The 22,080-nt window shown below is 61.5% G+C and carries 20 protein-coding genes; 10 read left to right on the top strand and 10 right to left on the bottom strand.

Annotated features, from left to right (window positions below; translation table 11 throughout):
- Positions 1-11 precede the first annotated feature (11 nt).
- The 6 genes from accC to PQR40_RS29740 all read left to right on the top strand — a co-directional run bounded on the left by accC (position 12) and on the right by PQR40_RS29740 (position 5,815).
- Positions 12-1,379, top strand: coding sequence for an acetyl-CoA carboxylase biotin carboxylase subunit (gene accC, locus PQR40_RS29765; protein WP_408231274.1), 1,368 nt, complete (start codon positions 12-14; stop codon positions 1,377-1,379).
- Between the two features lie 3 nt (positions 1,380-1,382).
- Entirely contained in the window at positions 1,383-2,285 is a 903-nt protein-coding gene (prmA, locus tag PQR40_RS29760) for a 50S ribosomal protein L11 methyltransferase (protein WP_408231271.1), read from the top strand.
- A 48-nt stretch (positions 2,286-2,333) separates the two neighbouring features.
- Entirely contained in the window at positions 2,334-3,704 is a 1,371-nt protein-coding gene (locus PQR40_RS29755; protein WP_408510464.1) for a zinc-ribbon and DUF3426 domain-containing protein, read from the top strand.
- Between the two features lie 73 nt (positions 3,705-3,777).
- On the top strand, positions 3,778-4,278 hold the full coding sequence (gene tpx / locus PQR40_RS29750; RefSeq protein WP_408231265.1) for a thiol peroxidase: 501 nt from the start codon (positions 3,778-3,780) through the stop codon (positions 4,276-4,278).
- 96 nt (positions 4,279-4,374) lie between these two features.
- Positions 4,375-5,313, top strand: a complete 939-nt coding sequence (locus PQR40_RS29745) for a carbohydrate kinase family protein (RefSeq protein ID WP_408510463.1) — start codon at positions 4,375-4,377, stop codon at positions 5,311-5,313.
- Between the two features lie 25 nt (positions 5,314-5,338).
- Positions 5,339-5,815, top strand: coding sequence for an outer membrane lipoprotein (locus PQR40_RS29740; protein ID WP_028196458.1), 477 nt, complete (start codon positions 5,339-5,341; stop codon positions 5,813-5,815).
- 276 nt (positions 5,816-6,091) lie between these two features.
- Here PQR40_RS29740 and PQR40_RS29735 read toward each other — a convergent pair whose 3' ends face one another.
- From PQR40_RS29735 to PQR40_RS29705, 7 genes are all read right to left on the bottom strand, one after another.
- Positions 6,092-6,727 carry a histone H1-like DNA-binding protein gene (locus PQR40_RS29735; RefSeq protein WP_408231259.1) on the bottom strand — a complete coding sequence of 212 codons (636 nt, stop codon included), beginning with the start codon at positions 6,725-6,727 and terminating at the stop codon, positions 6,092-6,094.
- 30 nt (positions 6,728-6,757) lie between these two features.
- On the bottom strand, positions 6,758-7,084 hold the full coding sequence (locus tag PQR40_RS29730) for a hypothetical protein (RefSeq protein WP_408231256.1): 327 nt from the start codon (positions 7,082-7,084) through the stop codon (positions 6,758-6,760).
- Positions 7,085-7,169: 85 nt separating this feature from the next.
- Entirely contained in the window at positions 7,170-8,402 is a 1,233-nt protein-coding gene (locus PQR40_RS29725; RefSeq protein ID WP_325043204.1) for a ribonucleotide-diphosphate reductase subunit beta, read from the bottom strand.
- 671 nt (positions 8,403-9,073) lie between these two features.
- Positions 9,074-12,070 (bottom strand): ribonucleoside-diphosphate reductase subunit alpha, encoded by a 2,997-nt coding sequence (locus tag PQR40_RS29720; protein WP_408510462.1) that lies wholly within the window; start codon positions 12,068-12,070, stop codon positions 9,074-9,076.
- Positions 12,071-12,598: 528 nt separating this feature from the next.
- Positions 12,599-13,195: a 1,6-anhydro-N-acetylmuramyl-L-alanine amidase AmpD gene (gene ampD, locus PQR40_RS29715; RefSeq protein ID WP_408510461.1), complete on the bottom strand. Its 597-nt coding sequence runs from the start codon at positions 13,193-13,195 to the stop codon at positions 12,599-12,601.
- On the bottom strand, positions 13,192-13,527 hold the full coding sequence (locus PQR40_RS29710; protein ID WP_408231247.1) for a PP0621 family protein: 336 nt from the start codon (positions 13,525-13,527) through the stop codon (positions 13,192-13,194). The genes ampD and PQR40_RS29710 overlap by 4 nt, the downstream gene beginning before the upstream one ends.
- Before the next feature lie 10 nt (positions 13,528-13,537).
- Positions 13,538-14,455, bottom strand: a complete 918-nt coding sequence (locus PQR40_RS29705; protein ID WP_408231245.1) for a cytochrome C assembly family protein — start codon at positions 14,453-14,455, stop codon at positions 13,538-13,540.
- Positions 14,456-14,536: 81 nt separating this feature from the next.
- Between PQR40_RS29705 and ffh the strand changes: the two genes are divergently transcribed.
- Positions 14,537-15,904 carry a signal recognition particle protein gene (ffh, locus tag PQR40_RS29700; RefSeq protein WP_408231242.1) on the top strand — a complete coding sequence of 456 codons (1,368 nt, stop codon included), beginning with the start codon at positions 14,537-14,539 and terminating at the stop codon, positions 15,902-15,904.
- 170 nt (positions 15,905-16,074) lie between these two features.
- Positions 16,075-16,626: a hypoxanthine-guanine phosphoribosyltransferase gene (locus PQR40_RS29695; protein ID WP_408231239.1), complete on the top strand. Its 552-nt coding sequence runs from the start codon at positions 16,075-16,077 to the stop codon at positions 16,624-16,626.
- A 135-nt stretch (positions 16,627-16,761) separates the two neighbouring features.
- On the opposite strand, the gene PQR40_RS29690 is transcribed toward PQR40_RS29695, so the two are convergent.
- Both PQR40_RS29690 and PQR40_RS29685 read right to left on the bottom strand, forming a co-directional pair.
- On the bottom strand, positions 16,762-17,361 hold the full coding sequence (locus tag PQR40_RS29690; protein ID WP_408231236.1) for a MarC family protein: 600 nt from the start codon (positions 17,359-17,361) through the stop codon (positions 16,762-16,764).
- 12 nt (positions 17,362-17,373) lie between these two features.
- Positions 17,374-19,110: a proline--tRNA ligase gene (locus PQR40_RS29685; RefSeq protein WP_408510460.1), complete on the bottom strand. Its 1,737-nt coding sequence runs from the start codon at positions 19,108-19,110 to the stop codon at positions 17,374-17,376.
- 360 nt (positions 19,111-19,470) lie between these two features.
- On the opposite strand from PQR40_RS29685, the gene PQR40_RS29680 reads away from it, so the two are divergent.
- Positions 19,471-20,214, top strand: coding sequence for an RNA pyrophosphohydrolase (locus tag PQR40_RS29680; RefSeq protein ID WP_408231230.1), 744 nt, complete (start codon positions 19,471-19,473; stop codon positions 20,212-20,214).
- 77 nt (positions 20,215-20,291) lie between these two features.
- Complete coding sequence (locus PQR40_RS29675; RefSeq protein ID WP_408231227.1) at positions 20,292-20,843, top strand: CNP1-like family protein; 552 nt, start codon at positions 20,292-20,294, stop codon at positions 20,841-20,843.
- Positions 20,844-20,956: 113 nt separating this feature from the next.
- Here the strand turns inward: PQR40_RS29675 and proB are convergent, their stop codons facing one another.
- On the bottom strand, positions 20,957-22,075 hold the full coding sequence (gene proB, locus PQR40_RS29670) for a glutamate 5-kinase (protein WP_408231224.1): 1,119 nt from the start codon (positions 22,073-22,075) through the stop codon (positions 20,957-20,959).
- Between the last annotated feature and the right edge of the window lie 5 nt (positions 22,076-22,080).

Raw genomic sequence — 22,080 nt, 5'->3', positions numbered from 1 at the left:
GAAAAACCGCTATGTTTGAAAAAATCCTTATTGCCAATCGTGGCGAGATCGCGCTTCGTATCCAGCGCGCCTGCCGCGAACTCGGCGTTAAAACGGTCGTCGTCTATTCGGAAGCCGACAAGGAAGCCAAGTACGTGAAGCTCGCCGACGAAGCGGTCTGTATCGGCCCGGCGCCTTCGAATCTGAGCTACCTGAACATGCCGGCGCTGATCAGCGCAGCCGAGGTGACGGACGCCCAGGCGATCCACCCCGGTTACGGCTTCCTCTCGGAAAACGCCGACTTCGCCGAACGCGTCGAGCAGTCCGGCTTCACCTTCATCGGCCCGCGCCCGGAAACCATCCGGATGATGGGCGACAAGGTGACCGCCAAGCAGACCATGATCAAAACCGGCGTGCCCTGCGTGCCGGGTTCTGAAGGCGCGTTGCCGGACGATCCGAAAGAGATCGTGAAAATTGCCCGCCAGGTCGGCTATCCGGTGATCATCAAGGCCGCCGGCGGCGGCGGTGGCCGCGGCATGCGCGTGGTCCACACGGAAGCGGCGCTGGTCAACGCGGTCAACATGACGCGCGAAGAAGCCGGCCGTGCCTTCGGCAACCCGCAGGTCTACATGGAGAAATTCCTGGAGAACCCGCGGCACATCGAAATTCAGATCCTGGCGGATTCGTTCAAGAATGCGGTCTGGCTGGGCGAGCGCGATTGCTCGATGCAGCGCCGTCACCAGAAAGTGATCGAAGAAGCGCCGGCGCCGGGCATCGCGCGCCGCCTGATCGACCGTATCGGTGATCGTTGCGCGGATGCCTGCAAGAAGATGGGCTATCTTGGCGCGGGTACATTCGAATTCCTGTACGAAAACGGCGAGTTCTACTTCATCGAAATGAACACGCGCGTGCAGGTCGAGCATCCGGTGACCGAACTGATCACGGGCGTCGATATCGTGCAGGAACAGATCCGTATCGCGGCTGGCGAGAAGCTCGCGTTCCGTCAGCGCGACATCGTCTTCAAGGGTCATGCTATCGAATGCCGGATCAACGCTGAAGATCCGTTCAAGTTCACGCCGTCGCCGGGACGTTTGACGTCGTGGCATATGCCGGGCGGCCCTGGCATTCGCGTCGATTCGCACGCCTACAATGGTTATTTCGTTCCGCCGAACTATGATTCGATGATCGGCAAGCTGATCGCTTACGGCGCGACGCGCGAACAGGCAATCAAGCGGATGCGCATCGCATTGTCGGAAATGGTCGTCGAGGGTATTCAGACCAACATCCCGCTGCACCGCGAATTGATGCTGGACGCGAAGTTCGTTGAAGGCGGCACCAGCATTCATTACCTCGAAAACCGGTTGGCCGCGAAGCAGCAGGCCGCGCCGGAAGAAGCGTAAGTCATGAGCTACCGGGAACTGATCGCCGAGCTGGCACGCGAGCACGCGGAGGAGTTCTCCGACGCTCTGCTCGAGTTGGGTGCGCTGTCCGTATCGGTTGAAGATGCGGACGCCGACACGCCCGACGAGCAGCCGCTGTTCGGCGAGCCCGGTCTCACGCCGGACCGCGCCGCGTGGCAGCGTTCGCGGGTGATCGCGCTGCTCGCGCCGGAACACGAGCCGGCGGTGTTGCTCACCGCGGCGGCCAATGAACTGGGCCTCGATCCCGCGCCTTCATTCACTGTGCGTGAAGTCGAAGAGCAGGATTGGGTACGTCTCACGCAATCGCAATTCGATCCGATTTCAATCGGCGAGCGCATCTGGGTCGTGCCCTCGTGGCACGATGCACCGGACCCGGACGCCCTCGTGCTGGAGCTGGATCCCGGCCTCGCATTCGGAACCGGCAGCCATCCCACCACACGTTTGTGTATGGAATGGCTGGAGCAATCGGTGAAGGCGGAGCAATCCGTGCTCGATTATGGCTGCGGCTCGGGCATCCTCGCGATCCTCGCGAAGAAGTGCGGCGCCAACCCGGTGTACGGCATCGATATCGACCCGCAAGCGGTCGAATCGGCGCGTCATAACAGCGAGCGCAACCGGGTAGAAGTCACGTACGGTTTGCCTGACGAGTGCCCCACCGGCGAGTTCGATATCGTGGTCGCCAATATCCTGTCGAATCCGCTCAAGCTGATGGCGGCAATGCTGTCGTCGAAGGTCAAGCCTGGCGGCCGTATCGCGCTATCAGGCATTCTGGCGCGCCAGGCGGACGAAGTGGCGCAGGTCTACGCACAATGGATCGACATCGGCGTATGGCGCGAACACGAAGGTTGGGTATGTCTAACGGGAACGCGCCGCGAAAGCCATTAGAATAAGGCGTATTGTCCAACCAACGGCCTTTCGGCTTACCGGCTCAATATGCTCCTGGCGACGCGTTGCCCCTTCTGCGAAACCGTCTTCCGCCTGCAACCGGCGCAGCTCGCGCTGCGCCGCGGCCTCGTGCGTTGCGGGCATTGCCATGAAGTATTCGACGCATCCAGTAGCCTGTTCGAACTGAACGAGGGTGGCGACTTCTCCTCCGCCAAGCCAGTCGCCGCGACGGCGGCGATCGAGGCTTTGTCCGGCGTACGTCCCAAGGACCCCGATTTCAGCGCTGAAGCCTGGGATCCGTGGGCACCGGCGGCCGACGCCGTGATCGACAACCGTCTGCTTCACAACGCCAGCAATCTGCCGCTCACGCCGGTTTCCACCGGCGTAGGCGTCGCGGTCACGCCGCGCCATGCGACCGAGCCGGAACTGCCGGCGAGCGCTGTCACCACGCCGAGCCCTCACGACCACGAACCCGTTCTCGCGGACGCGCCGCTCGAACCCTTCGCCTACGAGTCCGACGCGCCGGTGAACGTCCCGCGTGAGCCTTCCGCGCCCCCTGCCAACCCGCCGGCGGAAGCCGCGCCACGGGTCTGGCACAAGACCGAGCGCTCCTCTGAACATTTTGCTCATGCAGACGAACCGGTTCTAAACAAGCCGGCCGCCTTGCATGGGATTCCTGACAATGAACCGCATTTCGGTGGGGCCACCTCAGGCGCGGCCGGCTTAGGTGGGGCCGCCTCAGGTGCAGCCGGCTTGGGCGCAGCGGCCGGCTTGGGTGCGGCCGCTGCGGGCGGCCTGGGCGCGGGCAGCGGCTCCGGCCCAGGTGGCCCGGGCGCAGCCTCATTTGGATCGAGCGGCGAACCTTTCACAGTCCAGCCGGTGCATGACGGCGTCGATCCCTTCCCGGTGGTACGCGAAACGCGTCCAGCCGAACCGCGCCGCCTCGGCTGGATCATCGCGGGCTCAGTAGTCGCGGCGCTGCTGGTTATCGCCCTGCTTGCGCAACTCGCCTGGTGGCAGCGCGAAACCGTGCAGGTCTACTTCCCACGTTCACAGACGCTCTATGCGAAGGCCTGTGCGCAGCTCGGCTGCCAGATCACGCCGCCGCACGACATCGACGGTTTGCAGGTCGAGCCGTCCGATCTGCGGCAGATTGACGGTCCACACAAGCTCGAACTGAAGATGCCGCTGCGCAACCGCTTCAATGTTGCGTTGGCCTACCCGGCCATCGAACTCACGCTGCTCGACGACCAGAACAATGTTGCCGTGCGCCGCGTTCTGTGGCCGCAAGACTATGTCCCACCCGGCACGCCAATCGCGGCCGGCCTGCCCGCGCATACGACCCAGACCATGATCGTCCATCTCGACACGGGCAATGCGGTCGCTTCCAATTTCCGCGTACAGATTTTTTATCCGTAACGCATCCTTGCGCGCCCGGCACTGACCGGGCGCGTTCACCGTCATTAATGACGAATTTTCGGAGCACAACAACATGAGTCAAGTCACGCTGGGTGGCAACCCGATCGAAGTAGCAGGCACGTTCCCGACCGTGGGCCAGAATGCTCCCACTTTCTCGCTGGTGGGCAAGGATCTGAAGCCGGTGTCGCTGGCTGACTTTGCCGGCAAGCGCAAGGTGCTGAACATCGTCCCGAGCCTCGACACGCCGACCTGCGCCACCTCGACCCGCAAGTTCAACGAAGCCGCAGCCAAGCTGACCAATACGGCTGTGATCGTCGTGTCGGGCGACCTGCCGTTCGCCGCATCGCGCTTCTGCACGACAGAAGGCATCGAGAACGTCGTGACGGCGTCCACGTTCCGCGGCCATGAGTTCGCGCAAGCCTACGGCGTCGATGTGACGAGCGGCCCGCTGACGGGCCTGACGGCACGCGCCGTGGTGGTCGTCGACGAAAACGACAAGGTCGTGCACGCTGAGCTGGTCGGCGAAATCAAGAACGAGCCGAACTACGACGCAGCACTCGCCGCGCTGAAGTAAAACCTTCGCGCGCGAACCCCGGCGCCGCGCTTCGTGCGCGGCGCTGTCACATCGTCGCGCCCATTCTCTTTATCGATTTTTACAGGAACGCTCGCCTTGGCTACGCTGATTTGCGGTTCGCTCGCCTACGACAACATCATGACCTTCGAGGGCCGCTTTCGGGATCACATCCTGCCGGAGCAGGTCCACATCCTGAACGTGAGCTTTCTCGTGCCGACGATGCGCCGGGAATTCGGCGGCTGCGCGGGCAACATCGCCTACTCGCTGCATCTGCTCGGTGGCGACGCGCGCATCATGGGGACGCTCGGCGCGATCGACGCGCAGCTCTACATGGACCACTTCAAGCAACTCGGCCTGTCGACGGAAAACGTACTCCTGGTGCCGAACACCCACTCGGCCCAGGCGATGATCACCACCGATCTGGAAAACAATCAGATCGCCGCATTCCACCCGGGCGCGATGATGCAGTCGCATCTGAATCGCGCCGACCAGGCAAAAGGCATCACGCTCGGCATCGTCGCCCCCGACGGCTATGACGGCATGATCCAGCATTCCGAGCACCTGGCAGCGGCCGGCGTACCCTTTATCTTCGATCCGGGCCAAGGTTTGCCGCTGTTCGACGGCGAGTCTCTGCGCCGTATGATTGAACTTGCTACTTATGTAGCTGTCAACGATTACGAAGCCAAACTGGTGAGCAACAAAACGGGTTGGTCGATCGAAGAGATCGCCGGCAAGGTCGAGGCGCTGGTTATCACGCTCGGCGAGCAAGGTGCGAAGATCCATCACGCCGGGGGCGTCGAAGATATTCCGGCGGTAAAGGCACAGCAGGTGCTCGATCCTACAGGTTGCGGCGACGCGTTCCGCGGCGGCTTGCTGTACGGCATCGAGAACAAGCTTGGCTGGGCGACCACTGGGCGTCTGGCGAGCCTGATGGGCGCGCTGAAGATCGAACACCAGGGCCCGCAAAACTACGCGCCCAGCCGGGCGGAGATCAACGAACGGTTCAAGCAGGCGTTCGGATACGACCTGCAGTAATGCCGCAAGCTATTGGAGTTAGGGAATGAGAACAACGAGTCGCCTGGTAGTGGCCGCCTTGATTGCCGGTTCACTGGCCATGTCGGGGTGTGCGTATAACAGCAGTTCTGCAGATGTCTACACGGCGTCGCAGGCACAGCGCGAAGAGACGGTCCGCATGGGCACGGTCGACAGCGTTCGGGCCGTGAAGATCAGTTCGAACAACGGCCAGCCGAGTGGCCTGGGCGCGATCGGCGGCGGCGCGTTGGGCGCGGTCGCCGGCAGCGCGATCGGCGGCGGTCGCGGCTCGATCGTGACGGGCATCATCGGTGGTCTGGCCGGCGCCGTGGCAGGCAACGCGGTCGAGAACGGCGTCGCTGTTCACGACGGTCTCGAGATCACCGTGCGACTCGATAACGGCGACATGCGCGCGATCACGCAAAGCGCCACCGGCGAAATATTCCGCGCCGGCGACCGCGTTCGTCTGCTCTCGAGCGGCGGCGTCACGCGCGTCACACACTAAGCTAGTTTCCCCTCTCGCGCGGCAACGCCTAACGCGCCGCCGCGGCGACTTCAAACGCATGCCCTCCCCTGTGCATGCGTTTTTTTTCGCCTGCATGTTTTGAGCCGACGCATTTTCAGGCGATGGGCGAGCGAGCGCCGGGCAAAAAAAATCCCGTCGCCAGAAACCCGGCAACGGGACCCTGACCGAGTAGCGCTCGGTAATGCTACTTAAGCGCTACTCGATCATCGACACACGGTACGACGTGTCGAAGTACTTCTACCGCTTATCCGCCAGTTACGGACGGCTGCCCGTCGGGAACGGCCATGCCGCTGCCGGGTTCAGCGCGGTTTTCACCGACGCCGCCGGTGCGCTCGAGACAGAAGTCGCAGCGGGTGCAGGCGCAGCCTTCTTGGCGACAGCCTTCTTCGCTGGGGCAGCCTTCTTGGCAGGAGCAGCGGCCTTCTTCGCGGCAGCCTTCTTGGCAGGCGCAGCCTTTTTAGCGGCAGCCTTCTTCGCAGGCGCAGCTTTCTTGGCAGCAGCCTTCTTGGCAGGCGCAGCCTTCTTGGCAGCAGCCTTCTTAGCCGGCGCCTTCTTTGCTGCAGCCTTCTTCGCCGGTGCCTTCTTTGCTGCAACCTTCTTCACAGCGGCTTTCTTAGCCGGCGCTGCCTTCTTAGCCGGCGCCTTCTTCGCTGCAACCTTCTTCACTGCGACTTTCTTGGCTGCAACCTTCTTGGCCGGAGCAGCTTTCTTCGCTGCAACCTTCTTCGCCGGTGCTTTCTTCGCTGCAACCTTCTTCGCCGCAACCTTCTTCACTGCGACTTTCTTGGCAGCGACTTTCTTCGCCGGAGCAGCCTTCTTAGCCGGTGCCTTCTTGGCTACGACCTTCTTCGCTGCGGGTTTCTTAGCTACGGCTTTTTTGATAGTTGCCATCATTTTCTCCTTCAGGTTTTCAGATGAGAGTCAGTTCAAACTACACCCTTCGTCAAAACCCGTTTCTCGCGGACGCTTCTCAGGGCGCGCGCTACGAAGCGGGCTATTCATCGGCGTACGCAGGTGCCGCGCGCTTACGCTAATGAATGCGGTAAGGCGCGCTGTGCCCTTGGGCACAGCGCGCCAGATCTGGTCGGCGCTGAATATCAACGCCGGCAATTGCTTGATCGGGCCGCTGGCGACAACGCCAGCGGCTTTTTCCGGGGGGAAGTTTGCCCATCCCACTGAAGGGTTCGCAAAGTGCCAGCCATGTTTGTGGACCGCGAAGGCACGCGACGCACCGGGCACAATTTGCATCAGGCGGTTCTGCTCCTAACTAAATTGCCGCGGCCGAAGCCTGCCGGCATCCCCAAAATGAATGCATCTGCGACACGAACCCGGATCACTCCCAGGTTAGCGCGCCGCCAGTCTGATATTCGATCACTCGCGTCTCGAAGAAGTTGCGTTCCTTCTTCAGGTCGATCATCTCGCTCATCCACGGGAACGGGTTTTCCTCGTTCGGGTACAGCGGATCGAGACCGATCTGCTGGCAACGACGGTTGCAGATGAAGCGCAGATAGCTCTTGAACATCGACGCATTGAGGCCGAGCACCCCGCGCGGCATCGTATCTTCTGCGTAACGATATTCAAGTTCGACCGCTTGCTGGAAGATTTCGCGGATTTCCGCGCGGAACTCAGCCGTCCAGAGTTGCGGGTTTTCGAGTTTGATCTGGTTGATCAGGTCGATGCCGAAATTGCAGTGCATCGACTCGTCGCGCAGGATGTATTGGTACTGCTCCGCCGCGCCGGTCATCTTGTTCTGGCGACCCAACGCCAGGATTTGCGTAAAGCCGACGTAGAAGAACAGACCTTCCATCACACAGGCGAACACGATCAGCGAGCGCAGCAGGGTCTGGTCTGCCTCGAGCGTGCCGGTCTTGAAGGCCGGGTCGGTCAGCGTATGGATGAACGGAATCAGGAATTCGTCTTTCGCGCGGATCGAGGAAACCTCGTGATACGCGTTGAAGATTTCGCCTTCGTCGAGGCCCAGGGACTCGACGATGTACTGGTAAGCGTGCGTGTGGATCGCCTCTTCGAACGCCTGGCGCAGCAGGAACTGGCGGCATTCGGGCGCCGTGATGTGGCGGTAGGTGCCCAGCACGATGTTGTTGGCGGCCAGCGAGTCTGCCGTCACGAAGAAGCCCAGGTTGCGCTTGACGATGCGGCGCTCGTCTTCGGTCAGCCCGTTCGGGTCTTTCCAGAGGGCGATGTCGCGCGACATGTTCACTTCTTGCGGCATCCAGTGGTTGGCGCAACCAGCCAGATACTTTTCCCAGGCCCACTTGTATTTGAACGGCACCAACTGATTGACGTCGGTCTGGCCGTTGATGATGCGCTTGTCGGCGACATTGACACGCGACTCGGAAACGGCAGCCGTTCCGGTAGCGTGAGAGACGGAAGCAACGGGAGCGACAGCAATGTCGTTCGCGAAGACGTCTTGAGCCGAGGGAGCGTGAGGAGCGGAACGCGTTCCGACTTGCGAACCGACAGCCGATCCCGCCGCGTTGCGCAACACATTCTGTTGCGTAGCGCTCGAGGGAGTTACGGCAGTGATCTCGTCATCCCAGTTGAGCATAAATGTCACCATCAATTTAGAACGGTTTGTACCATCTTTTCACGAGCGATAAAAGAGTTCGCTGATGAAAAATCCTGTTTTCGATTCGCGTTGCTACGTTCATACAACACTTTGTTCAACAGACTGTGTGTGTCGCCTCATGTGAAGCGTGTTGAACATGTGTCGTCGAAGTGCTTCGCGAACTCGAAGAGCAACGTGTTAAAGCGACGTTTCGCTGCTCTATCTATCTGTATTGCGGAGCGTGTTTGCAGCGTCTTGCGATTGCTTCCTGCTGCCTCGTGTCTGCCTGTTCGTCAGTGCTAGCGAGGCGAAGTTCAATGCAATGTCGGGCGATGCATCTGGCCGGCTGTGTCGAACGACCCTCGACCGGAGCGTTTGCTGAGCGCTTCATGTCGAGCGCTTCGTCTGTGTTGCCGGCTGCTGACCGCTTCATCTACCGCTTGTTACCGCTTCACGACTTCAGTTGCTTGCCGTGCTTCGCTGCTTGTCGACGAGCGGCGCAACTTCGATTTCGTTTCGCCGCGCCGCTCGTCTACTTCACTTCTGCATCACTTCTATCAGGCTTGCTGATCGCTGCATGCGGGTCTTTACCTACAACCCGTTCAGCAAACAGCGATCCTGCCGCCTGCTTCGTACTCGCCTCGCGCTTGAATCACGGTCGCGAGAGGTTCTTACTGGCAAGCCTCGCATTCGTCGAAACCCGGATCGCCCGGACGCATCATGCACACCGGACCATCCGCTTCCGGTGCTGCTTCGACTGCAACGGCCGGCGCTGCCGCCGCTGCCTGGATGCCGCCCGAAGCTGCACCGCCGCTGGCACCAAAGCCGCCTGCCGCGCCACCGCCGACACCACCCGAACCTTCGCCGCCACCCGAGCTCACCGCGTTCAGCGCGCCGTGAGCAACCGTCGACTTCTCGACGTGCGTCGCCGCCATCGTGCGGAGGTAGTAGGTCGTCTTCAGACCGCGCACCCATGCGAGCTTGTAGACTTCATCGAGCTTCTTACCCGACGCGCCGCCCATGTAGATGTTCAGCGACTGCGCCTGGTCGATCCACTTCTGACGACGCGAGGCCGCTTCGACCAGCCACACCGGATCGAGTTCGAACGCGGTCGCGTAGATCGCGCGCAGATCGGCCGGGATGCGGTCGATGCGCGACAGCGTGCCGTCGAAGTACTTCAGATCGGCGACCATCACTTCGTCCCACAGACCGCGTTCCTTCAGGTCGCGCACCAGGTAGTCGTTGACCACCGTGAATTCGCCCGACAGATTCGACTTCACATACAGGTTCTGGAACGTCGGCTCGATACAGGCCGACACGCCGATGATGTTCGAGATGGTCGCCGTCGGTGCGATTGCGACGCAGTTCGAGTTGCGCATGCCGTAGGTGGCGATGCGCGAACGCAGTTCGGTCCAGTCCATCGATTCGCTCGAATCGACTTCGACATAGCCGCCGCGCGCTTCGGCCAGCAGCTTCACCGAATCTTGCGGGAGGATGCCGCGGTCCCACAGCGAGCCGCGGTAGCTGGAGTAACGGCCACGTTCCTGGGCCAGTTCGGTCGACGCGTAGTAAGCGTAGTAGCAAACCGCTTCCATCGACGTATCGGCGAACGCCACCGCCTCTTGCGACGCGTACGGCGTGCGCAGCAGGTGCAGGCAGTCCTGGAAGCCCATGATGCCCATGCCGACCGGACGGTGCTTCAGGTTCGAGTTACGCGCCTTGGCAACCGCGTAGTAGTTGATGTCGATCACGTTGTCGAGCATGCGCATCGCCACGCTGACGGTGCGCTTCAGCTTGTCGTGGTCGAGCACCAGCGTGCCGTCGGCCTGTTCCTTCAGGTGGGCGACGAGGTTCACCGAGCCCAGGTTGCAGACGGCGATTTCGGCGTCGCTGGTGTTCAGCGTGATTTCCGTGCACAGGTTCGACGAGTGGACGACACCGACGTGCTGTTGCGGCGAGCGCACATTGCACGGATCCTTGAACGTGATCCACGGGTGGCCGGTTTCGAACAGCATGCCCAGCATCTTGCGCCACAGTTGCGCCGCCGGGATCTTCTTGAACAGCTTGATCTCGCCGCGCGCGACCTTGTCTTCGTAAGCCGTGTAAGCCGTTTCGAATTCCGCGCCGAACTTGTCGTGCAGATCCGGGCAGGTGGACGGCGAGAACAGCGTCCAGTCACCGCCTTCGTGCACGCGCTTCATGAACAGATCGGGAATCCAGTTCGCCGTGTTCATGTCGTGGGTGCGGCGACGGTCGTCGCCGGTGTTCTTACGCAGCTCGAGGAATTCTTCGATGTCCAGGTGCCACGTTTCCAGGTACGCACACACCGCGCCCTTGCGCTTGCCGCCCTGGTTGACCGCCACAGCCGTGTCGTTGACGACCTTCAGGAACGGCACGACGCCTTGCGACTTGCCGTTGGTACCCTTGATGTGCGAACCGAGCGCGCGCACGCGCGTCCAGTCGTTGCCCAGACCGCCGGCGAACTTCGACAGCAGCGCGTTTTCCTTCAGCGCTTCGTAGATGCCGTCGAGATCGTCGTCGACTGTGGTCAGGTAGCAGGACGAGAGTTGCGAGCGGCGGGTACCCGAGTTGAACAAAGTGGGCGTGGACGACATGAAGTCGAAGCTCGACAGCACCTTGTAAAACTCGATCGCGCGCGCTTCGCGGTCGATCTCGTTCAGCGACAGACCCATCGCGACACGCATAAAGAATGCCTGCGGCATTTCGATGCGCACGCCGTCGTGATGCAGGAAGTAGCGGTCGTACAGCGTTTGCAGGCCGAGGTAGCCGAATTGCAGGTCGCGGTTGTTGTCAAGTGCGGCGCCGAGGCGCTTCAGATCGAACTGCAGCAGCTTGTCGTCGAGCAGTTCGGCTTGCACGCCGCGCTTGATGAATTGCGGGAAGTACTCGGCGTAGCGCTCGCCCATTTCCGTTTGCGTGACTTCTTCTTCGAGAATCTCGCGGCGGATCGTGTGCAGCAGGATGCGGGCGGTGACCTGGCTGTATGCCGGGTCCTTTTCGATCATTGTGCGGGCAGCCAGAATCGCCGAGTCGTAGACCTGGGTCATCGGCACGCCGTCGTACAGATTCTTGACTGTTTCCGCGATGATCGGATCGGCGCTCACGGCGTCGCCCAGGTTCGAGCAAGCCAATTCGATGATGCCGCGCAGTGCAGCCATGTCGAGCGGACGCGTCACGCCGTTGTCGGTGACGTTCAGACCCGGCGTGTTAGCAACGATCTGGTCGTCATGACCGCGCGCCTGCGTGCGCTTCTCGCGATACAGCACGTACGCACGCGCGACGTTGTGTTCGCCGCCGCGCATCAGCGCGAGTTCGACCTGATCCTGGATGTCTTCTATATGGAACGTGCCGCCGTTCGGACGGCTGCGCACGAGTGCACGCACCACGCTCTGCGTAAGTTGCTCGACCAGTTCGCGCACGCGAGCCGACGCCGCGCCTTGACCACCGTTGACAGCCAGAAATGCCTTCGTCACTGCGATGGCGATTTTCGACGGCTCGAACGACACCACGCTGCCGTTACGACGGATCACCTTGTAGTCGGCATAGGTCACCTGCGGCGCAAGCGCCTGTGCGCCTTGTGTCTGGCCGAAGGCCTGGCCAGTCGGTGAGCCCTCATACCGGGTCGTCACGTTGTCGGTGGTTTGCATGTGCAAAGCTCCTGGTCTTGGAAATGGTGCGGAGAAAGCCGCGGATTAAAACGAACGCTGCGCCGCCGCGTGCGCAAGCGATGGTGTGCAGGAAAAAGGCCGGCTGAGCCGGGTGGCGGAATGCGACAGCGATGAAGCCTGGTTCGAACTTGTAACGGTCTTCATCATGTGTGTCGCGATCACTTGCTGTGCCCTTTTCCTGAATGCTTCTGGATGCCGCCGGAAGTCACTACCGGCCGCGCCGCAGGAATTTTTTCGCTGCCTGGAATGCTTGCGGCGCCATGCTCGGGGAGCGAGGCGCCGCATAACTTATGCACTCAGTTATGCACAGAGTTATACACACCGGACACTATATATAGTGCGAAACTGAATTTCTGGCACCAAGTATAGTGGAGTTTCAAGACAGGTCAAATCGATTTATTTACTTTCGAAGGGTTGACATCTGGATCCCGCGACGCAAAGCCGCCGCCCGCAGAACAAGGCTGCGCCTCGCTCTGCACGTATCACGCGAAGTCGCGCGAAGGGTCGTTACGGCGCGTTGGAAAACTTGAGATAGGGGAAGTACTGATCCGCCAACGCGGTGTCGCGCTGCAGACGCTGCCACTCGAAATGGGGCCCTGGATCGGTTTTGCGGCCGGGGGCAATGTCCGAGTGACCGGCAAGTCCTTCGACCGGATAGCGAGCCTTGAGCGCTGTCACAAGCGCACTGAGCGTGCGGTATTGCGCCGCTTCGAAAGCAGTCGTGTCACTGCCTTCCAGCTCGATACCGATTGAAAAATCGTTGCAGCGCTCACGCCCGAAAAAATTCGACGGGCCGGCGTGCCACGCGCGCTCGTTGCAGGACACGAATTGCTCAAGCGCGCCGTCGCGATGGATCACAAAGTGCGCGGACACCCGTACGCCGCGCAAATGCGTGTCGTAGTAAGGGTGGGCGTCGCAGTCGAGCGTGTTCTGGAACAGCTCGGCGATCGCCGGGCCGCCAAACTCATTGGGCGGCAGGCTGATGTTATGGACGACGATCAGCGTCGGCACGGCCCCGTCGGGCCGCGCTTCGAAATTCGGCGAAGGCAGTTTGCGTGCGGCGGCGACCCAACCGTCGGCATCGACGGTGAACTCGACGCTCATCGAGCGTCGCGGCCCGTGGGATGCGCGCCGTGACGCTGTGCATGTGCGGCGCTGCAGAACGGCTGCCCGGCCACCACCACGGAATCGCTTTTCGGCGCGTGCACGCCGCACTCGGCACAACGGATCATCGGCTCCGCGAGCTGCGGCTGCGCTTGCGCGGAGGCGGGCCCACGCGCGCCGCCATTCGGGCCACTCTGGCCTTTTGCACCAGCGGCGCCATTCGCACCGGCACCTCCGGCGCGTTGCGACGCTTGCGCGTCATGACGACGCAGCGCCTTGACCAGCCACTGGCCAACGATGAACAACAGGATCAGCAGAAAAATTTGTCGCATAGCAGGGCACTCACACTACAGCACGGTGCAACAGCACCTCGAATACAAAACGGCTGCCGACGTACGCCAGCAGCAGCGCGACGAACGACGCCAGCACCCAGCGCAATGCCGCACGGCCGCGCCAGCCGGAAACCTTGCGCGCAGTCAGCAGCGCGCCAAACATCACCCAGGAAAGAATCGCGAAAACGGTCTTGTGATCGAGCCGCAACGCGCGGTCGACCAGTTGCTCGCTGAACATGATGCCCGAGAGCAGCGTCAGCGTGAGCAGTACGAAGCCGGCGCCGATCAGACGGAACAGCAGCTTTTCCAAAGTCAGCAGCGGCGGCAGCGTATCGAGCCAGCTCGACAGCCAGCCGTTGCCCGCCGCAGCCGCGTTCCGTTGCGACACACCGCCGCGCATCGCGTGCAGACGCCGTTCGACCAGCAGCATCAGAATCGCGTGCAGTGCCGCGATCGCGAACAAACCGTAGGCGATATTGGCGATCAGGAAGTGCAGCTTGAACATCGGCGCGGCCGAATACGGCAGTACGCGCACGCCGTTGAATGCCAGCGGTAATAGAGAAGCGACGCAGGCCAGCGGCAACACCAGCAAGCGAAGGCCGTCGAGCGGAAAGAAAAAACTCTCGATCCAGTAGATGCCGGCGCCAAGCCAGAACATGGCCGACAGCGCGAACGCGAAACCGAACACCATCGCGTTCTGGGGAAAGATGGTGGTATGTAGCAGCACGCCGTGCGCGAGCAGCGCGACAAACAGCAGCGCGCGGCCCGACGTGCTCATACCCGAGGCGGCCGAAACGCTCGCGGCGACGGGCACCGCCGGCACGCTCTCGAGCATGGGGCGCAAAGCGGCGTGCCGGTGCGAGCGCCAGCCGGCCACGGCGAGACCGCCGTAGAGGAGCGCAGTGAGGGCATACAGTACAATATCCATATTCGAAGTTTACACTAGGCCCCTGCTCCGCGACGTCTTCCACTTCGCGCCCTGCTCCGGCCGCACTGTTCATCGCTCCCCATGCTCGACAATCTGACTCAACGGATGGCGCGCGTCGTCAAGACGCTGCGCGGCGAAGCCCGGCTCACCGAGGCGAACACCCAGGAAATGCTGCGCGAGGTCCGCCTCGCGCTTCTCGAGGCGGACGTGGCGCTGCCCGTCGTGCGCGAGTTCATCGCCAAGGTGAAGGAAAAAGCGCTTGGCGAAGAGGTCATCAGCAGCTTGTCGCCAGGACAGGCGCTGGTCGGCGTGGTGCAGCGCGAGCTGACGGCGATCATCGGCGGCGACTATGAAGGCAAGGCGGTCGAGTTGAATCTCGCCGTCACGCCGCCGGCCGTCATCCTGATGGCGGGTCTGCAAGGCGCCGGTAAGACGACCACGGTCGGCAAGCTCGCCAAGCTCCTGCGCGAAAAGTACAAAAAGAAGGTCCTGACCGTTTCGTGCGACGTTTACCGCCCGGCCGCTATTGCGCAGTTGAAGATGGTGACCGAACAGGTCGGCGCGGACTTCTTCCCGTCGGAGCCGGATCAGAAACCGGTGGATATCGCGCGCGCCGCGGTGGATTGGGCCAAGCGCCACTACCACGACGTGCTGCTGGTCGATACGGCCGGCCGTCTGGGTATCGACGAAGCGATGATGCAGGAAATCACCGCGTTGCACAGCGAACTGAAACCGGCGGAAACGCTGTTCGTCGTCGACGCGATGCTGGGTCAGGATGCGGTCAACACCGCGAAGGCCTTTAGCGACGCATTGCCGCTCACCGGCGTCGTCCTCACCAAGCTCGACGGCGATTCGCGTGGCGGTGCTGCGCTGTCCGTGCGTCACGTGACAGGCAAACCGATCAAATTCGTCGGCGTCGCCGAAAAGCTCGACGGGCTCGAAATTTTCTACCCGGATCGCATGGCGAACCGGATTCTCGGTATGGGCGACATTCTCGCCCTCGTCGAAGAAGCACAGAAGGGCGTCGACGTACAAGCCGCGCAGAAGCTAGCCGACAAGGTCAAGAAGGGCGGCGACTTCGACCTCAACGATTTCCGCGCGCAGCTAACGCAGATGAAGAGCATGGGCGGCCTGTCGTCGCTCATGGACAAACTGCCCGCGCAGTTCCAGCAGGCCGCGGCCGGCGCCAATATGGGCATGGCCGAATCGCAGATGCGCCGCATGGAAGGCATCATCAATTCCATGACGCCCCTGGAGCGCGCCAAGCCGGATCTGATCAAGGCCACCCGCAAGCGCCGCATTGCCGCCGGCGCAGGCGTGCAGGTGCAGGAAGTCAACCGCATGCTGAATCAGTACGACCAGATGCGCACGATGATGAAGAAGCTGAAGGGCGGCAATTTGCAGAAGATGATGCGCGGCATGAAGGGCATGATGCCCGGCATGCGCTAAGCTTTAGCAAAGACGGCGGCGCGCGTGCTTCTGTGCATGAACAAAGGCACGCGTAGCTGACTCCGGATTGGTGCGGGTTTATTCTGTACCGCACGCCGCCGTCCCCAAGGGGACTTCCTTCGGGGCGTTCTCACCCACACTATGTATACAGTTACCGCCCGTCAGACGTCATGAACCGCGAAGAAGCTCTCCACATTTTTAGCCACTCCGAAGAAATCGTTTCGGCCGACGACGTCAACGCGTCGATCAGCGGCATGGCTGCCGCCATCCGCAATGAGATGAGCGAGGACTTCCCGCTCGTGCTGTCGGTAATGGGCGGCGCGGCGGTGTTCACCGGCATGCTGCTGCCCCACCTCGATTTCCCACTCGAGTTCGACTACATCCACCTGACCCGCTACCGCAACACCACCAAGGGCGGCAGCGAGATGCAGTGGCGCGTGGCGCCGGCTGAGTCGGTGAAGGATCGCGTCGTGCTGGTGCTCGACGACATCCTCGACGAAGGCGAAACGATGGCCGCGATCCGCGACCGCATTCTTGCGATGGGCGCGAAGCGTTTCCTGAGCGCGGTGCTGTGCGAGAAGATCATTCCAAAGGCGAAGCCGCTGCATCCGGATTACTGTGGCTTTGAAGTGCCGGACCGCTACGTGTTCGGTTGTGGAATGGACGCTAAGGGCTACTGGCGCAACCTGCCGACCATTCGGGCGTTGACCGAGGGTGCCTAAAGCCTGGTCGCTCTAACAGCGCCATTTGAGGCGCGGCGTCGACGTAAAAAAGCGGCCTACGAGCCGCTTTTTTGTTTATCAAGCTTACTGATCGCACTACTCCGCTGCCCTATTGAATCCCGCACCGGATCTTGCTCAAAGTTGATGCACGAAAGAGCGGATGCCGCCGAGCATCATTTCGACTGAGATCGCCACCAGCACCAATCCCATCAGCCGTTCGAACGCCATCATGGTGCGCTCGCCAAGCCACGCCTGAATGCGCTCCGCCAGCATCAGCACGATCGCGCAGACAACCATCGTGACGGTCAGCGCACCGATCCATTCGTACATCTTGCCGGGCGCCTGTGATGTCAGCAGCATCACCGTAGCGAGCGCTGACGGGCCCGCCAGCGCAGGAATGGCCAGCGGCACGATGAGCGGCTCGCCACCCCGCGTGTCGCCACCGAACGGACCGTCTGGATGCGGGAACACCATTCTGAGCGCGATCAGAAACAACACGATCCCGCCACCGATGCGCAACGACTGATCGGTCAGGCTCATCATGCGCAGGAAGCCGTCGCCGACCACCATGAAGACCAGCAGGATCGCGAAGGCGATCGCCACCTCACGGAGAATGACGATCGTGCGCCGCTTCGGCGACACGCCCCGCAGGCAACTGATAAAGAGCGGAATGTTGCCGAGCGGGTCGGTGATCAGAATCAGCAGGATCGTCGCGGACAGGAAGGTGTACTCCACAGTCCGCTCCGCTTACTGCGCCAACGCGGCGCGAACTTTGCCAATCACGGTTTGCGCGGCGTCTTCGACCGGCAGCAGCGTCGCTTCAGCATCGCGGCGGCCTTGATACTCGAGCTTGCCGTCCTTGAGACCACGATCGCCGATCACCAGACGATGCGGCACACCGATCAGCTCCCAGTCGGCGAACATCACGCCCGGACGCTCACCACGGTTGTCGAGGATCACGTCGATGCCCGCTTCGACCAACTCCGCGTACAACTTGTCGGCCTGTTCGCGCACAGCATCGCTGCGGTCATAACCCATCGGGCACAGCACGACTTCAAACGGCGCGATCGATTCCGGCCAGATGATGCCCTTGTCGTCGAAATTCTGTTCGATCGCCGCGCCCAGAATACGCGTGATGCCGATGCCATAGCAGCCCATTTCCATCTGCCGCGGCTTGCCGGTCTCGTCGAGACACATCGCGTTCATCGCTTCCGAATACTTTGTGCCGAGCTGGAACACGTGGCCGACCTCGATACCACGGCAGATGTCGAGCACGCCCTTGCCGTCCGGCGACGGATCGCCCTTCTTCACATTGCGGATATCGGCGATGACCGGCTCCGGCAAATCGCGGCCCCAGTTCACGCCGGTGATGTGGTAATCCACCTCGTTCGCGCCAACCACGAAGTCGCTCATGTTCGCGACCGTGCGATCCGCAACGACCTTGACCGGCTTCTTCGTGTTGATCGGACCGAGGTAACCCGGCGGCGTGCCGAAGGTCTCGATGATCTCGGCCTCGGTGGCCATGCGGAATTCTGCGAGGCCCGGCAGCTTGCTTGCCTTGATCTCGTTCAGATCATGATCGCCACGCAGCATCAGCAACCAGATGGTCGGCTCCGCGCCTTCGTTTTCGGTGGCGAGGACGATCGACTTGATGGTGCGTTCGAGCGGAATGTTCAGCAGCTCGGCAACGGCTTCGCACTTCGCCTTGCCCGGCGTTGCCGTCTTCTTCATTTCTTCGACCGGCGCCGCGCGTTCCTTGTAGAGCGGCAACGCTTCAGCCGCTTCAACGTTTGCTGCGAAATCCGAGGTCGGGCAATAGGCGATTGCGTCTTCGCCGGTGTCGGCGATCACGTGGAATTCATGCGAACCGCTGCCGCCGATCGAACCGTTGTCCGCTGCCACTGCACGGAAATCCAGACCAAGGCGCGTGAAGATACGCACGTACGCGTCGTACATCTTGCGATACGACTCGCGCAGGCCTTCCACGTCTTTGTCGAACGAGTAGGCGTCTTTCATGATGAACTCGCGGCCACGCATCAAGCCGAAACGTGGACGGATCTCGTCGCGGAACTTCGTCTGGATCTGGTAGAAGTTCACCGGCAACTGGCGATAGCTCTTGATCTGGCCGCGCGCGATGTCTGTCACCACTTCTTCGTGGGTCGGTCCGAACACGAAATCGGATTGTTTGCGATCCTTGAAGCGCAGCAGTTCGGGACCGTATTTTTCCCAACGGCCCGATTCCTGCCACAGCTCCGCCGGCTGCACCGACGGCATCAACAACTCGATCCCGCCTGCCCGGTTCATTTCTTCGCGCACGATGGCTTCCACCTTGCGAATCGAACGCAGGCCGACCGGCAGGTAGTTATAGATACCGCCGGCGACGCGGCGGATCATGCCGGCGCGCACCATGAGCTTGTGGCTGACGATCTCGGCGTCGGCGGGCGCTTCTTTCAGCGTGCCGATAAAGAAACGGGAAGCTTTCATTCAGATTTTCCAAAAGCGGCGGCTCCGGAGGGACCGCCCGAAAGGTGAAAACGGTGGGGAAACCGACACAGACCCGGCTTGGAGCCGGCACGGACTCGCCGAACACCCGGCCAAAGTCTGGCCAAGCCCCGGCAAACGCCCTGCACATACCAGGCAAAACCCGCGCAAAACCGGCCCGCCCGGGGCCCCGAAGCCACCGCGCAAAGCCTTTGCAGCAAGGGATAAGGCACGGAAAGACTGACAGGCTACCGCAAACGCGGGCCTTTTGCGGCGAATCGTTCCAATCTGGTGCGATTCGGTGCGACGGGTCCGTTATCTGTTTATAATCAAAGCAATTTTAAAGGATTCGAAGGTGGTTGTATGCTGGATCGTGAAGGCTTTCGCCCGAACGTCGGCATCATCCTCTTGAACGCACACAACGAGGTGTTTTGGGGCAAACGGCTTCGTGAACATTCCTGGCAGTTTCCGCAAGGGGGCATCAAGTACGGAGAGACCCCCGTGCAAGCGATGTATCGGGAGTTACACGAAGAAACCGGGCTGCATCCTGAGCACGTCAAGGTGATTGGTCGCACGCGCGACTGGTTGCGTTACGAGGTGCCTGACAAGTTCATCAAGCGCGAAGTACGCGGTCATTACCGCGGCCAGAAACAAATCTGGTTTTTGCTCCGGATGGTTGGACGCGATTGCGACATCTGCTTGCGCGCCACCGACCACCCTGAGTTCGATGCGTGGCGCTGGAACGAGTACTGGGTGCCACTCGACTGTGTGATCGAGTTCAAGCGGGATGTGTATCAGTTGGCGCTGACGGAGCTATCCCGTTTCATGCGCCGGGCTGCGCCGCGTGCGGAAAAACCTGGCGGGCACCATGGGCCGCGTTATCCCCGGATAGCGTCGTCAATGGAAAGTCCGCCGGATTCGACAATGATGACGGTCACCGCCTCGGTGACCACCCTCAGTATCGAAACGTCGATTCACACGACGATCGTGTCTGATTGCGGTCCGGGCTCCGGGGCGGTAGCCGAGGTTGGCTCCGCGTCGGAGCGCGAAGACGAATCGGATCGCGAAACCGCCGGCTCGTTGTTCCGTCCTGGCGTACGCAATTAACAACTCTGTGCGGCTGTCCACGCCGTCTCTCTCTGGCGCGGCTCAATGAGCCGCGCCAGTGTTTCGAGGAAACCATATTGAAAGCACTTGCTCTCGTCGTGGCGTGCGTCGCCACCGGCGCCCTGCTGGCTGGTTGCGCCAGCAAACCCTCCAATAAAGACGACAGCGCGTTCGCCTACCTGCTGGACCGGCCGACCAACTGGGTGGAAAACAAAGTGGACACCTTGCCGCCACTGCCGCAAGACTCGAATCTTCTTCCTTTCGAGGTCTCCGGAAACACGCCGTTGCAGTTCGCGATCGATAGAAATTCGCTGAGCGTCGGCACTGACGGCGTAGTGCGTTACACCGTTGTCGTAACGAGCCCAAGCGGCGCGCGCAACGTGAACTACGAAGGAATTCGCTGCGACACGTATGAATGGCGCCAGTACGCGGGGCTGAACGCCGATCACGACGGCTGGGACCAAACCGTCGCCAACGACTTCAGGCGCATTGAGAATGGTGCGTTGAACGCCTATCAGGCAGCGCTGTATCAGGATTATTTCTGCGCGAACAAGATGCCCACGGCCACCGCGAAGCAGATTGTTGAGAACATCCGCTACAAGCGCACGCAGACTTCACTGGTTCACTAAGCCCGTTTTCGCGAGCGTACTTCGAATCTGAAAAACCGCCGCGGACGTGAAAAAGCCGTTCCAGCTCACACTGGAACGGCTTTTTTGTCTGTCGCATGTATCTTGCCTGGAAATCAGACCAGCACAAGATTGTCGCGGTGGATCACCTCAGGCTCCAGCATATAGCCGAGCACCGATTCAATCTCGCCACTCGGACGCCGCTGGATCAGCTTGGTTTCCGCGCTGCTGTAGTTCGTCAGGCCGCGCGCTACTTCACGGCCCGCCGCACTCAGGCAAGCGATTACTTCGCCGCGCGCAAACGCGCCTTGCACACCGACAATGCCGATCGGCAGCAAGCTCTTACCGCCTTCGGTCAGTTTTTCAACTGCACCGTCGTCGATCACCACGTGGCCGCGCACCTGAAGATGATCGGCCATCCATTGCTTGCGCGCCGCGATGCGTGCCGTGCGCGCGATCAACTGCGTGCCGATCGCCTCGCCCGAGGCCAGCCGCGACAAGACGTCCGCTTCACGCCCGCTCGCGATCACCGTATTGGCGCCGCTATGCGCTGCGCGTTTGGCCGCGAGAATCTTGGTCAGCATGCCGCCGCGGCCCAGGCTCGAACCCGCGCCACCCGCCATTGCTTCGAGCTCGGGCGCACCGGCATCGGCCTGCTGAACCAGCGTTGCGTTCGGGTCCTTGCGTGGGTCAGCGGTAAACAGCCCTTGCTGATCGGTGAGGATGACGAGCGCGTCGCCTTCGATCAGATTCGCGACCAATGCTCCCAGCGTGTCGTTGTCGCCGAACTTGATTTCGTCGGTAACGACTGTGTCGTTCTCGTTGATGATCGGCACGACGCCCAGACGCAGTAGTGTCAGCAACGTGGAGCGAGCGTTCAGATAGCGTTCGCGGTCGGCAAGATCGGCGTGAGTCAGCAGAATCTGCGCGGTCTGGATCGAATGCTCAGCAAAGCGGCTTTCGTAGACTTGCGCAAGGCCCATCTGACCAACAGCCGCGGCCGCCTGCAATTCGTCGATTTCGCGTGGCCGCTTGGTCCAGCCAAGCCGCTGCATGCCTTCGGCAATGGCGCCCGAACTGACCAGCACCACTTCCTTTCCTTGCGCACGCAGTGCGGCAATCTGAGCGGCCCAGCGGCCGATTGCTGCATGATCGAGGCCGCGCCCGTCATTAGTGACGAGGCTCGAGCCGACTTTCACTACCAATCGCCGTGAATCTGCGATGACGGAACGCATTGTGC

The organism is Paraburkholderia sediminicola (assembly GCF_046026855.1).
GTDB classification, from domain to species: Bacteria; Pseudomonadota; Gammaproteobacteria; order Burkholderiales; family Burkholderiaceae; genus Paraburkholderia; species Paraburkholderia sediminicola_A.
This window is presented reverse-complemented; position numbering and strand designations above follow the sequence as displayed.

Coding starts and splice junctions, on each gene's coding strand:
- accC (WP_408231274.1), top strand. CDS start 12: ATGTTTGAAAAAATCCTTATTGCCAATCGTGGCGAGATCGCGCTTCGT.
- prmA (WP_408231271.1), top strand. CDS start 1,383: ATGAGCTACCGGGAACTGATCGCCGAGCTGGCACGCGAGCACGCGGAG.
- PQR40_RS29755 (WP_408510464.1), top strand. CDS start 2,334: ATGCTCCTGGCGACGCGTTGCCCCTTCTGCGAAACCGTCTTCCGCCTG.
- tpx (WP_408231265.1), top strand. CDS start 3,778: ATGAGTCAAGTCACGCTGGGTGGCAACCCGATCGAAGTAGCAGGCACG.
- PQR40_RS29740 (WP_028196458.1), top strand. CDS start 5,339: ATGAGAACAACGAGTCGCCTGGTAGTGGCCGCCTTGATTGCCGGTTCA.
- PQR40_RS29735 (WP_408231259.1), bottom strand. CDS start 6,727: ATGGCAACTATCAAAAAAGCCGTAGCTAAGAAACCCGCAGCGAAGAAG.
- PQR40_RS29730 (WP_408231256.1), bottom strand. CDS start 7,084: ATGCAAATTGTGCCCGGTGCGTCGCGTGCCTTCGCGGTCCACAAACAT.
- PQR40_RS29725 (WP_325043204.1), bottom strand. CDS start 8,402: ATGCTCAACTGGGATGACGAGATCACTGCCGTAACTCCCTCGAGCGCT.
- PQR40_RS29720 (WP_408510462.1), bottom strand. CDS start 12,070: ATGCAAACCACCGACAACGTGACGACCCGGTATGAGGGCTCACCGACT.
- ampD (WP_408510461.1), bottom strand. CDS start 13,195: ATGAGCGTCGAGTTCACCGTCGATGCCGACGGTTGGGTCGCCGCCGCA.
- PQR40_RS29710 (WP_408231247.1), bottom strand. CDS start 13,527: ATGCGACAAATTTTTCTGCTGATCCTGTTGTTCATCGTTGGCCAGTGG.
- PQR40_RS29705 (WP_408231245.1), bottom strand. CDS start 14,455: ATGGATATTGTACTGTATGCCCTCACTGCGCTCCTCTACGGCGGTCTC.
- ffh (WP_408231242.1), top strand. CDS start 14,537: ATGCTCGACAATCTGACTCAACGGATGGCGCGCGTCGTCAAGACGCTG.
- PQR40_RS29695 (WP_408231239.1), top strand. CDS start 16,075: ATGAACCGCGAAGAAGCTCTCCACATTTTTAGCCACTCCGAAGAAATC.
- PQR40_RS29685 (WP_408510460.1), bottom strand. CDS start 19,110: ATGAAAGCTTCCCGTTTCTTTATCGGCACGCTGAAAGAAGCGCCCGCC.
- PQR40_RS29680 (WP_408231230.1), top strand. CDS start 19,471: ATGCTGGATCGTGAAGGCTTTCGCCCGAACGTCGGCATCATCCTCTTG.
- proB (WP_408231224.1), bottom strand. CDS start 22,075: ATGCGTTCCGTCATCGCAGATTCACGGCGATTGGTAGTGAAAGTCGGC.